This is a genomic window from Parasutterella sp., assembly GCF_057870745.1.
This window is the reverse complement of sequence record NZ_DBMALT010000019.1, coordinates 1-11,595: the sequence shown is the minus strand read 5'-3', so window position 1 is coordinate 11,595 and position 11,595 is coordinate 1. Positions and strand designations below refer to the sequence as shown.

Below are 11,595 nucleotides of genomic sequence, written 5' to 3'. Positions count from 1 at the left end.
TAAAAAATGACCCTGCGTGATTGAAATCACGGCAAAAGTCTCGTCAAATCATTAAATAGTGCAAGTATAGTCAAACCAAAGAGAGCTGCGATGCCAATCTTTTGTGCAGACGCTTGTACAGCCTCAGAAACCGGCTTACCAGTCACTATTTCGAGAGAATAATACAGGAGATGGCCGCCGTCCAACATGGGAATCGGTAACAAGTTCAAAATTCCCAAGCTGATGGAAACCAACGCTAAAAACGAAATAAAAGGAAGAATACCCAGCTGAGCAGTCTGGCCGGCATAGTCGGCAATCGTCACCGGACCGGAGATGTTGCTGATAGAGACATCACCGGTGAACATCTTTCCGATCATTCGAACAGACATCGCCGCGGTATCCCACGTCTTCTTCACACCCTCGGCCAGACTCTTTAGGAGGCCATAAGAAACCTGAGTGTGCGGAAAATCTACCCCGATCGCTGCGCCGATGCGGCCGATTTCATTACCCTGTTCGTCCATAGCGGCTGCCGGTGTAACTTCCAGAGTGTGTGTCGGACCGTTTTCGTCTCCGACGAGTAATGTGACGGGTTTCCCGGGATATTTTTTGATTTCACTGACAAAATCTTTCGGCATCTTAACCGGAACATTACCGACGCGATAAATATGGTCGCCGATTTTGATTCCGTCGCGCTGCGCGGCAGAGTTCTCAACAAAAGATGAGATAAACGGATGGCCCATATTCAAATGAAGACCGACCTCATCAAAAGGATCGGCATCTTTTGCTTTCGGGTCCAGACTCATCTTCGTGAGGTCAATTTCTTTCGTTACTTCGCTGCCGTTGGGACTGTGAACCAAAATATCCGTCGTACTTCCGAACTTATTCAGCATCTCCATACGGAGATCCGTAAAAGTTTTAATTTCGGAATCGCCGACTTTCAGAATCTTGTCGCCGGCATGGAGTCCAGCCATGGCGGCCGGCGTACCGGCGGGAGGCTCAGCAACAACCGGCGTCGGCTGCGTGCTGCCGATCATGAAGATGGAAGCGTAAAGCAGGACGGCGAGCAGAAGATTGGCAAATGGACCTGCAGCAACGATGGCGAATCGCTGCCATACATTCTTGGCCCCGAATTCACGGTTTTTATCTTCCGGTTTAATAGGCAGACAGGCAGGGTCTCTCGCATCAAGCATCCTGACGTATCCGCCTAAAGGCAGTGCACTCACCGCCCACTCGGTTGCGTCAGGATCGTTCTTGCGTTTATAGATAAAAATCGGTTTTCCGAAGCCGAGAGAAAATCTCAGAATTTTTACGCCGCAAAGTCTGGCGACTAAATAATGCCCGAGCTCATGAAAGGTAATCAAAATACCGATCGTTACCGCAAAGGCAGCAATGGTCGTCAACAATGTCAAGGTTAGTTCTCCAGTTTGTCGCAAAAACCTTCGACCCAAGACTGAGCCAGTTTTCTGGCTTCTTTATCCGTTTCCAGAATCTCTTCCAAGTTGGTCGGAGTCGGCGGCTGGAAACCGTACATCATTGCATGACACAGGCGTGCAATGTCGGTAAAGCCGATCTTGCCTTGAATAAACGCCTCGACGCCGATCTCGTTGGCCGCGTTCAAGACGATCGAAGCAGCTCCGCCCAGCTTCAATGCATCATAAGCGTAGCCGAGCTGGGGAAAACGTTTTAAGTCCGGTGCTTCAAAGGTTAACGTTTTGATTTTGGAGAAGTTTAATGGCTTTACTCCGGCGTCCAATCTTTCCGGGAAGCCTAAAGAGTAAGCAATCGTGTTTCTCATGTCGGGAGCGCCCATCTGAGCGATGACGACACCGTCGCCGTATTGGACCATCGAGTGAATGACGCTCTGGGGATGGACGACAACTTGAATGCGTTCAGGCTCAAAGTCGAAAAGCCAGCGGGCCTCGATAACCTCAAGCCCTTTGTTCATCAAAGTTGCGGAATCGACCGTAATTTTCTTACCCATCGACCAATTCGGATGATGCGTGGCTTCCTCGACCGTGACGGCGGAAAGATCTTGTCTTTCACGGAATGGGCCGCCGGAGCAAGTCAGAATAATATTCGCTTCGCATCGCGCTTTTTTGGTAGCACCTACGAGACACTGGAAGACAGCATTGTGTTCGCTGTCTACCGGCATGAGAACAGCGCCGGAGGCCTTGATCGTGTCCATCAGGATCCTGCCGCCGCAGACGACGCTCTCCTTATTTGCGAGCAGAAGCTTTTTACCTGCTTCTGCCGCTTTGAACGTCGAAGAAATTCCGGCCGCGCCGACGATGGCTCCGATGACGATATCAACTTCGGGACTTGATGCAATTTCATCGATTGCTTTTGATCCGGCTCGGGCTTCTGCTTCACTGCCGACGGCCTTAAGTTCTTCCCGCAGAGCCTCAAGGAATTCCTTGTCTGCAATAACAGCAACTTTTGCTCCGCTCTCTTTTGCTGCCTGTGCGAGTTTTTTAACGCTCGAATTAGCCGTCACCGCGTAAACGGAAAACCGATCCGGATAACGGGAGATAACATCTAATGAACTTTTACCGATCGAGCCGGTGGCACCGAGGATCGCAATGCTTTCCATGACTGAAAATTAGAAACCTTGGAGGAAGAGAAGAATAAAGACCGTAAGAGGAAGTACGCTCATCTGGGCGTCCAGGCGATCATAAAAACCGCCGTGTCCCGGAAGAAGATTGCTTGAATCTTTAATACCGGCGGAACGCTTGAGGGCACTTTCAAATAAATCGCCGGCAATAGAGAACAGCACAACGATGATAATGATCAAGGCCGAAGCCCAGCCGGTTAAATGTGCAATTAAAGCATTCGTCCAAAGCGGGAAAGACGACTGCGCCCAGTAAAGAACATAAGAAAGTGCAAGAACACTCACGAATGCCGTCAGTGCGCCTGACCAAGTCTTTTTAGGACTGATGCCTTCTGCCATCTTAGGTCCGCCGAAGCAGCGGCCGCCGAAGTAAGCCATGATGTCAGCCACCCATACGATCGCCAGTACAGAGAGCATGTAGATCGTGCCCTTCTCACGGAAAAGATACATGAGCGAGAACCAGGCAGCCGGAACAAAGATCCAGGCCAAAACAGCACCGATTCCTTCCGGCACCATCCAGCCAGAGACGCGGCGGGTAAAAAGAACCGCCGTGATAACAGCCCAAAGCACAGTCGCCGCAGCCGTGATAATCATGAGTCCGTTGCCGGACTGAACGGTTTGAAGCGCGGCCGGAGAAACGTACTCTAAGAAGAAGAGGAAGGCCGCAAGCAAAACGCCGCAAACCATCGCAACTCCGTTATTCCATTTACAAATACGGAGCCACTCCCAGAAGCAGCATCCGATGGCAATCGCAGCAACCGCCGTGAAAGCCAGAGGAGAAATTAAAAGCGCGCCGATGATGATAATTAACAACACAACGGCTGTTATGACTCTTTGAAGCAGCATGAACTATTCCTTTTTCGCTTCCTGTTGAATTTGTTCGGAAGTCTTACCAAATCTACGTTCTCTATTAGAGTACCAATTTAGCGCATTTAAAAACTCGTTCTCGGTGAAATCGGGCCATAAAATTTTTGTGAAATACAGCTCTGCGTAAGCAAGCTGCCACAGCATAAAATTGCTGATCCGCTCTTCCCCGCTCGTACGGATAAACAAATCCACATCGCCGGAATCCGCCAAAGGAAGCAGCGAAGCAAATTTTTGTTCCGTCAGTTCTTCGAGCGGAATATCACGAGATCTTTTTGCCGCCTCAAGAATTTCCCAACGCCCTCCGTAATTCACGCAGACGTTCAGTGTCAGACCGGTATTGTTTTCCGTGATCTTCATTGAATCGGCGATTTGCTTCTGAAGTTCTTCAGAAAAAGCAGTCAGATCGCCGACAAGACGAACCCGTACATTGGCTTTGTTTAGGGCTGCAATCTCTCTGCGCAGGCTGACGAGAAAAAGCTTCATCAACCCTTTAACCTCGTCTGCCGGCCGGTTCCAGTTTTCACTGGAAAAAGCAAAAAGCGTCAAGTGCTGCACGCCTGCCTTAGCTGCGGCCTGGATCGCTGTGCGAACGGACTCTACCCCTTTTTGATGGCCCATAAGACGAGGAAGTTTTCGAGCCTTGGCCCATCTTCCGTTGCCATCCATAACAATAGCCACGTGACGGGGCACCCTTTCACGTGGCTTTGCAGTCAATTCCTGACTTGTCATAGGATTTAAACCGATTAAACGGTCATGATTTCCTTTTCTTTTTCGGCAATCAGCTTGTCGACTTCACCGATGTACTTATCGGTGAGTTTCTGAATTTCTGTGTTGGAGCGGCGTTCGTCGTCTTCGGAAATTTCTTTTTCCTTCACGAGCGCAGCAACCTTGTTGTTTGCATCGCGGCGCAGATTGCGGATGGCTACCTTAGTTTCTTCGCCTTCAGAACGAACAACCTTCGTTAAGTCACGACGGCGTTCTTCGGTCAGAGGGGGCATCGGAACGCGAATGATTTCGCCGGAAGTCGCCGGATTCAGACCAAGATCGGAGTTGCGGATTGCTTTTTCAACCACGGCAACCATTTTCTTTTCCCAAGGCTGAACGGTGATAGTTCTGGCGTCGGCCAAACCGAGCTGGGCCACCTGAGAAATCGGGGTCGGGCAGCCGTAGTAATCGACGGTGATGTGTTCGAGCAAACCGGTATGAGCGCGACCCGTACGGATCTTCATCAGGTTTTCTTTGAGCGTCTCAACGGAACGCTTCATATGGTGTTCGGACTGTGAATAGATGTCTTTAGTTGTCATGTCAATTTCCAATCTCTGCAGATTTCTCGGCTGCAAGTCACAAAACTTAGTCGCACGCCGGTGAGCAGAAAATCACGGACGCGGTCAAATCCGCCGAAATAAAACAGCGGCGGCAGTGACAGCCTTTATTAATTTGTTGAGTTTACCACGGAGCGCAAAAGCCTCAAACCGCTCGATTCGAGTTGGTTTAATAGGCTCTTCGGCTAAACGCGCTTAAGCTCAAAACATCTGATAAGGAGTTTGAACTATGGCAAAAATTGAAAAAATGTTCGGCGCAATTCTGAAAGATCAGGAACAAAAGAGTGATGAACTGCGGGACAAGATTCACGCAGAGAACAAACTTAAGAAAGAAGAAGCCGAAAAATCCTGCGAACGTGAAAAAGCAGAAAGGTAATTCATCGATCAAGAAAGAAGCTCCGGATCCGCTGATGCAGGTCCGGAGCTTTTTGTATCCGTTTTTTCTCGGTTAAACGTGAACGAGCGTGCCCTCGTCTTCACCAAGCACAACGCGCTTGAGCGCACCGGGCTTATGAAGGTTGAAGACTCTAATCGGCATGCCTTGATCGCGGCAGAGCGTAAAAGCTGTAGCGTCCAGAATCTTGAGCTTCTTCTGAATGGCTTCGTCAAAAGTCAGAGACTTATACATTTTTGCGCTGGGATCTTTCTTGGGATCAGCGGTAAAGACACCGTCAACCTGAGTGGCTTTCAGAACCATATCGGCTCCGATTTCAGCACTTCTCAGCGCCGCGGCAGTATCCGTTGTGAAGAACGGATTACCGGTACCGGCAGCAAAAATCACAACCCGGCCTTTCTTCAGGTGGCTCAAGGCTTTGCCGCGAATATACGGCTCGGCAACCTGGTCGATATCCAGAGCGCACTGAACACGGGCTTCAACACCGGCGTTTCTCAGTGCATCCTGGAGGGCCATTGCGTTCATGCAGGTAGCCAGCATGCCCATATAGTCGCCGGTGGCACGATCCATACCAGTGGAGCCGAGTGCGACTCCGCGGAAGATATTGCCGCCGCCGACCACGATCGCAAGCTGAACGCCTAAGTCAACTACTTCTTTAATTTCACCAACGATACTCTTGAGGGTATCACGGCTGATGCCGAAGGCGTTGTCCCCCATAAGGGCTTCGCCGGAGAGTTTCAGCAGAATTCGTTTGGTTTTAGGCGTTTCAGACTTACTCATCGTTTACTCCGAAAAAAGTTCAACAATTAGGCACGTGCGGCAGCAGCCTGAGCAGCAACTTCGGCAGCGAAGTCGTCGTTGCGTTTTTCAAGACCTTCACCGACAACAAACAGCGCAAATGCAGATACTGTAGCACCATTGCTCTTCAGGAGTTCGCCGACGCTCTTAGAGTCATCCTTAACGAACGGCTGAGAAAGAAGTGTGACTTCCTTGAGGAACTTGTTAACGGAACCTTCGGCGATCTTCTCGATCAGGTGTTCCGGTTTGCCGTTTTCGCGAGCTTTTTCGATCGCAACGCGGCGTTCTGTTTCGATCAGGTTCTGATCAACGCCGTCTTTGTCGAGAGCCTTCGGCTTGGAAGCAGCGATGTGCATAGCCACGTCGTGAGCAACTTCGTCGTTGCCGCCGACCACGTCAACGATAACGCCGATCTTGGCGCCGCCGTGGATGTATGTGGAGAGCTTGCCTTTGCCTTCAATGATCTGGAAGCGGCGGATGGAGATGTTTTCACCGATCTTGCCGATCAGGCCTTTACGAACTTCGTCAACGGTAGAGCCGTTGAGCGGAAGAGCGGAAAGAGCAGCAACGTCAGCCGGTTTGTTTTCGGCGACGAGCTTAGCGATGTCGTTGGCGAAAGCGATGAAGTCGGCATTCTTAGCAACGAAGTCGGTTTCGGAGTTCAGTTCAACGATAGCGCCGATCTTGCCCGGTTCGTCGATGTAGATAGCGACAACGCCGTCAGCGGTAATGCGGCTGGCAGCCTTAGTGGCCTTGTTGCCGAGCTTAACGCGAAGAATTTCTTCAGCCTGCTCCATGTTGCCGTCAGCTTCTGTCAAAGCCTTTTTGCATTCCATCATCGGAGCGTCGGTTTTAACACGAAGTTCTTTAACCATTGCGGCAGTGATAACAGCCATTGTTTTATCCTTAAAAAATAATTGGTTTAAAAAGAAAGGGGCGCGAACGCCCCTTCCCTTGGTACTTCAGACAAGAAGAGGCGAATTACTCAGCTTTTTCTTCGACAGCGGCTTCTTCAACGAAGTCGGAGTCTTTAGCAGCCTTGACAGTGTCTTCAAGGTTCTTGTTCTTGCCTTCAAGAATTGCATCAGCAAATCCTTTAGCGTAAAGAGCAACAGCGCGGGCGCTGTCGTCGTTACCCGGGATGACATAGTCAACACCGGCAGGATTGTGGTTCGTATCAACGATACCGACAACAGGAATACCAAGCTTGTTAGCTTCCTGAATAGCAATCTTGTGGTAGCCAACGTCAACAACGACCAGAGCGTCGGGCAGACCGTTCATTTCTTTGATGCCGCCCATAGCTTTGTTCAGCTTTTCGAGTTCACGAGTGAAGTCGAGAGCTTCTTTTTTGGTCATCTTTTCAAGAGCGCCGTCGGCAACTTTCTGTTCCATTTCTTTAAGACGCTTCAGGGAAACCTTAACCGTCTTGAAGTTGGTGAGCATACCGCCCAGCCAGCGCTGATCAACATAAGGCATCCCGGCGCGTTTGGCTTCAGCAACGATGGCGTCGCGGGAAGTGCGCTTTGTGCCGACGAAAAGGATGGTGCCCTTCTGAGCAGCCAGGTTTGTTAAGAACTTGGCAGCTTCGTCGAACTTAGCAACAGTCTTTTCGAGGTTGATGATGTGAATCTTGTTACGAGAGCCGAAAATGTACTGAGACATTTTGGGGCTCCAAAAACGAGTCTGGTGACCGAAGTGTGCACCGGCTTCGAGCAGTTCACGCATGCTCAGAGATGACATATCTTTAATTCCTTTAGGGTTTAATTCCAACAGCCTCACGTTTTCCGAATGGAACCCTGTTGTGAGACTGCGCTATTTAACAAAAAAGTCCAAACGTTTCCGTTCGGATCGGGGCGGAATTCTATCATGCTTTTTCAAAGAGTTAAGCGTTTGAAAAGAGGCGTTACAACCTTTTAGATTTTCTATTTGGGATAAATCAAATGAAACCTTGTTTTGGCGAGGATTTGAAGACTGATTGTCACCTTTCTTCCGGTTGACCTATATAAGGCTGGAAGGACACCGCTTAACGGTGAATCCACTAAAATTGCCGCATTCAAAAACTTTTTCGAGTCAGATTTAATCAATGTTTGACAATATCCTTATTAAGACCCCGGAACAAATCGAAGGCATCCGGGCTGCCTGCCGCGATGCGGCTTTGGTTCTCGACTACATTGAACCGTTTGTTACAGCCGGCGTCACCACCGAGTACCTCGATGATTTGATGCTCAGATATACCGAAGATGTCCTCAAAGACAAGTCCGCTTGTCTTAACTACGACCCGGACGGTACCAATCCTTATCCGAAAGCTACCTGCATTTCCGTCAATCATCAGATCTGCCACGGTATTCCGAATGAGAAGGTGCTCAAAAACGGCGACATCTTAAATATTGACGTGACCGTCATTAAAAACGGTTATTACGGCGACACCAGCCGCATGTATTCCGTCGGCCATATTTCCGTTGCTGCTAAACACCTCATCAATGTCACTTTCGACTCCATGTGGAAAGGCATTGAAATCGTGCGTCCCGGCGCCCATTTCGGAGATATCGGCAATGCAATTCAGCATTTTGTCGAGCCTCAGGGCTGCAGCGTCGTGCGTGAATTCTGCGGTCACGGAGTCGGTGTCGGCTTCCACGAGGATCCTCAGGTCTGCCATTACGGCAAGCTCGGCACCGGTGCTGTCATGAAGCCCGGCATGATCTTCACGATCGAACCGATGATCAACGCCGGAAGGAAAGAACTTCGCATCCTTCCGAACGGCTGGACCGCCGTAACCAAAGACAGAAGCCTTTCCGCTCAGTGGGAACATACGATTCTCGTCACTGAAACCGGATACGAAGTTCTGACGGTATCGCCGAAATGCCCGCCTGCTCCCTCGTGGGTAAAACCTTCTGCCTAAATTAATAAAGAAAGAATCCAAAGGCTATGGAAATCAACAAAATCGTCAAAAAGTTTAAAGATCAGCGAGAAGTTTTAGCAAAGAAGTTTTTGGCGGACGTTGACGCCGATGCCTATCTTTCTGCGCACTCCAAGGCTGCCGATGAGGCAGTTTTGGAGATTCTCAAACTCAACGGTCTGTCTGAAGCGGTTGCCGTCGTCGCAGTCGGCGGTTACGGCAGAGAGCAGCAGTTCCCTTTCTCCGATTTGGACCTGCTCTTTCTCCTGCCCGATGATGTCAAAGATAAAGACTTAAAAACAATCTCGGAAGTTATCGGCAATCTATGGTCGCTTGGTTTGACCGTCGGCTACTCTGTTCGGAAAATCGAAGAGTGTCTTGAACAGGCAGAAATCGACATCACTGCACAGACCGCGATGCTCGAATCCCGGCTCATCTCGGGGAACGCAGAACTCTTTAAGACCTACTCCGATACGATGGAAAGGAGTCTGAATCTTAAAAAGTTCTATCGGGCAAAATTCATCGAACAGCAGCAGCGGCATTTGAAGTACCACGAGTCCTCTTATGCCCTGGAACCGAACATTAAAGAAGCCCCGGGCGGCCTTCGAGATCTAAATATTTTGATCTGGGTGCTTAGGGCGGCCCGTCTTGGCAACACTTGGCAGGAAGTCTTTGAAAAGGGTTTGATCACTCGCCGAGAATGCGAACTTTTGGAATCCGTTACGAAAAGCCTTTACCGGCTGCGGATCCATATGCATCTGCTCACTAACCGCCATGAGGATCGATTAATTTTCGAAATTCAGGAACCGCTGGCTAAAGCGCTAGGCATTGTCGGGACTGTCGGCAGGCGTCCTAGTGAAGTGATGATGCAGCACTTCTATGTCAATGCAAAAACCATCGGGCAGCTCAATTCCATCATTCTTCAGGCCATTAAAGAGCGCTACTCCAAAGAACCTGAACAAACCGGCGAACCCATTTGCAGCGGTTTTGTACGGCAGGGTGACGTGCTCGGCCTTGCGTCTCCGGACGTCTTCGTTAAGGACCCTGAGAGAATTCTCGAGGCCTTTTTAATTCAGGAACGTCATCCGGACATTCCGATGAAGTCTTCACGGCTTTACCGTGCCTTATTTGAAGCTCATTCTCTGATGAACAAAGAATGGGCTGAAAATCCCGTCAACCGTCAGACATTTTTGAAGATTATCCAAGGGCGCCGAGGCGTTTGGCATGCACTGGAAGAAATGAATCGCTGGGGCGTGCTCGGAAAACTGCTGCCCCGTTTCAACCGAATCGTCGGTCAAATGCAGCATGATTTATTCCATGCCTATACGGTGGATCAGCACACGCTCCTTGCGATTCGTTATCTCAGAAACTTCACACACAGTGAAAACGCCCACGAGCTGCCGCTTTGCACCGAGCTCATGATGGCAATGAAAGGAAGCTGGCGTTTGGTTCTTGCCCTTCTCTACCATGACATCGGCAAAGGCCGAGGCGGAGACCACAGCAAAATCGGGGCGGAAATCGTTCGGCAAATGTGCCGCGACTTTGAAATCACCGGTGAGGACGCTGACTACATCGAGTTTCTTGTTCGTGAACACCTGACCATGAGCATGGTGGCCCAGAAACAAGACATTTCTGATCCGGAGGTTGTTGAAAACTTCGCCAAGAAAGTCGGAACGATGGAACGCCTCGTCGGCCTTTATCTGCTCACCGTTTGCGACATCCGGGCGACGGGACCAAAAATCTGGAACGCCTGGAAAGCCCAGCTTCTTGAAGATTTGTTTTATTCGACCGCCAGATTCCTTAAAGGGAAAGGCATTGATCGAGATTTATTGGTTTCCCGGCGCCGTAAAGATGCTCTGCGCATGACGCGTTTTACATCGGAGCAGAGGGACCAGATCAATAAGTTCTGGGATAACTTTGACGTTGCGTACTTCATGAAGCACTCGGTGCGGAATATCGTTTGGCATGCCAAGGTATTGCTGCCGCATCTCGATTCTTCGAAGTCATTTGTGGCATCCCGACCGCTACGCGGCATGGAACACGCGCACGAAATTCTTATCCTGACGCAGGACCGCCCCGAACTTTTTGCCCGTATCGTTTCTAATCTACAGCAATACGGTCTGTCCATTGCTGAAGCACGTATCCACACGGGACGAGATGGGCGCGTTGTCGACTCCTTCATCGTCGTTGACGACGGCTCAGACCCCAACTTCGAACAAGAGTTCGCTCGTTTCCAAGAAATACTCGCGGAAAAACTGGATTTGGCAGAAAAACTTCCGCCCCCTCTTCGCGGACGCCCTTCACGTCAATCCAAGCTCTTCCCAATCTCACCGCAGGCTTCATTACGGCCGGATGTCGCCGGAAAGCAATACATGCTTTCGATCGTCACAACCGACCGGCTCGGCCTTTTGGCATCCATCGCGCGAGTCTTTGTGCAGTACGGAATCAATCTTGTGACAGCCCGAATCACGACGCTGGGAGAAAGGGCGGAGGACGTCTTCCTGATCGAAAGCTTTAAGCTGCGGGATCCCGTCTTCTGCGCTGAATTTGAAAAGGCCGTTTTGGAAGCTTTGGAGCTTTAGTTAAGGTCCTTTCGAAAACGCAAAACCTGCCTCAACGGCGGGTTTTGCTTTTGGTGTGCTCGGCATGAGCATTCTCTATAGGGTGAAAGTCCCGAGTCTGCCCGCTAGTGGGAAAGACTAGCGAACCCCAAGGTGTCTGCAGTGATGCA

General features: G+C 50.1%; 11 protein-coding genes. 3 read left to right on the top strand and 8 right to left on the bottom strand.

Translation table 11 applies throughout. The features are described 5' to 3' along the window. Window positions 1-26: 26 nt before the first annotated feature. From rseP to frr, 5 genes are read right to left on the bottom strand one after another with little or no spacing between them, the layout of a single operon-like run. Window positions 27-1,388, bottom strand: a complete 1,362-nt coding sequence (rseP, locus tag ACZND6_RS06695; RefSeq protein WP_293737301.1) for an RIP metalloprotease RseP — start codon at window positions 1,386-1,388, stop codon at window positions 27-29. Between the two features lie 2 nt (window positions 1,389-1,390). Further along, window positions 1,391-2,569, bottom strand: coding sequence for a 1-deoxy-D-xylulose-5-phosphate reductoisomerase (locus ACZND6_RS06690; RefSeq protein ID WP_293737302.1), 1,179 nt, complete (start codon window positions 2,567-2,569; stop codon window positions 1,391-1,393). A gap of 9 nt (window positions 2,570-2,578) precedes the next feature. Further along, window positions 2,579-3,433: a phosphatidate cytidylyltransferase gene (locus ACZND6_RS06685; RefSeq protein WP_293737303.1), complete on the bottom strand. Its 855-nt coding sequence runs from the start codon at window positions 3,431-3,433 to the stop codon at window positions 2,579-2,581. A gap of 3 nt (window positions 3,434-3,436) precedes the next feature. Further along, window positions 3,437-4,183, bottom strand: coding sequence for a polyprenyl diphosphate synthase (gene uppS, locus ACZND6_RS06680; protein ID WP_293737304.1), 747 nt, complete (start codon window positions 4,181-4,183; stop codon window positions 3,437-3,439). 14 nt (window positions 4,184-4,197) lie between these two features. Beyond that, the gene (frr, locus tag ACZND6_RS06675; RefSeq protein WP_293737305.1) at window positions 4,198-4,758 is read right to left on the bottom strand and encodes a ribosome recycling factor; all 561 of its coding nucleotides are present in this window, start codon (window positions 4,756-4,758) and stop codon (window positions 4,198-4,200) included. A 247-nt stretch (window positions 4,759-5,005) separates the two neighbouring features. Here frr and ACZND6_RS06670 point away from each other — a divergent pair, with 247 nt between their 5' ends. Next, window positions 5,006-5,152 (top strand): hypothetical protein, encoded by a 147-nt coding sequence (locus ACZND6_RS06670; protein ID WP_293737306.1) that lies wholly within the window; start codon window positions 5,006-5,008, stop codon window positions 5,150-5,152. 72 nt (window positions 5,153-5,224) lie between these two features. Here ACZND6_RS06670 and pyrH read toward each other — a convergent pair whose 3' ends face one another. The 3 genes from pyrH to rpsB all read right to left on the bottom strand — a co-directional run bounded on the left by pyrH (window position 5,225) and on the right by rpsB (window position 7,708). Next, window positions 5,225-5,950: a UMP kinase gene (pyrH, locus tag ACZND6_RS06665; protein WP_022099897.1), complete on the bottom strand. Its 726-nt coding sequence runs from the start codon at window positions 5,948-5,950 to the stop codon at window positions 5,225-5,227. Between the two features lie 26 nt (window positions 5,951-5,976). Further along, on the bottom strand, window positions 5,977-6,864 hold the full coding sequence (tsf, locus tag ACZND6_RS06660; protein ID WP_008812010.1) for a translation elongation factor Ts: 888 nt from the start codon (window positions 6,862-6,864) through the stop codon (window positions 5,977-5,979). Between the two features lie 85 nt (window positions 6,865-6,949). Next, window positions 6,950-7,708 (bottom strand): 30S ribosomal protein S2, encoded by a 759-nt coding sequence (gene rpsB, locus ACZND6_RS06655; RefSeq protein ID WP_021868607.1) that lies wholly within the window; start codon window positions 7,706-7,708, stop codon window positions 6,950-6,952. Window positions 7,709-8,051: 343 nt separating this feature from the next. Here rpsB and map point away from each other — a divergent pair, with 343 nt between their 5' ends. Continuing rightward, complete coding sequence (gene map, locus ACZND6_RS06650) at window positions 8,052-8,867, top strand: type I methionyl aminopeptidase (protein WP_300875884.1); 816 nt, start codon at window positions 8,052-8,054, stop codon at window positions 8,865-8,867. A gap of 26 nt (window positions 8,868-8,893) precedes the next feature. Next, window positions 8,894-11,446 (top strand): [protein-PII] uridylyltransferase, encoded by a 2,553-nt coding sequence (gene glnD, locus ACZND6_RS06645; RefSeq protein WP_293737308.1) that lies wholly within the window; start codon window positions 8,894-8,896, stop codon window positions 11,444-11,446. The last annotated feature ends 149 nt before the right edge of the window (window positions 11,447-11,595 follow it).

Bases quoted from the DNA above. Each gene is read 5' to 3' on its own strand.
- uppS (WP_293737304.1), bottom strand. From the start codon at position 4,183: ATGACAAGTCAGGAATTGACTGCAAAGCCACGTGAAAGGGTGCCCCGT.
- pyrH (WP_022099897.1), bottom strand. From the start codon at position 5,950: ATGAGTAAGTCTGAAACGCCTAAAACCAAACGAATTCTGCTGAAACTC.
- ACZND6_RS06690 (WP_293737302.1), bottom strand. From the start codon at position 2,569: ATGGAAAGCATTGCGATCCTCGGTGCCACCGGCTCGATCGGTAAAAGT.
- ACZND6_RS06685 (WP_293737303.1), bottom strand. From the start codon at position 3,433: ATGCTGCTTCAAAGAGTCATAACAGCCGTTGTGTTGTTAATTATCATC.
- ACZND6_RS06670 (WP_293737306.1), top strand. From the start codon at position 5,006: ATGGCAAAAATTGAAAAAATGTTCGGCGCAATTCTGAAAGATCAGGAA.
- glnD (WP_293737308.1), top strand. From the start codon at position 8,894: ATGGAAATCAACAAAATCGTCAAAAAGTTTAAAGATCAGCGAGAAGTT.
- rpsB (WP_021868607.1), bottom strand. From the start codon at position 7,708: ATGTCATCTCTGAGCATGCGTGAACTGCTCGAAGCCGGTGCACACTTC.
- map (WP_300875884.1), top strand. From the start codon at position 8,052: ATGTTTGACAATATCCTTATTAAGACCCCGGAACAAATCGAAGGCATC.
- frr (WP_293737305.1), bottom strand. From the start codon at position 4,758: ATGACAACTAAAGACATCTATTCACAGTCCGAACACCATATGAAGCGT.
- tsf (WP_008812010.1), bottom strand. From the start codon at position 6,864: ATGGCTGTTATCACTGCCGCAATGGTTAAAGAACTTCGTGTTAAAACC.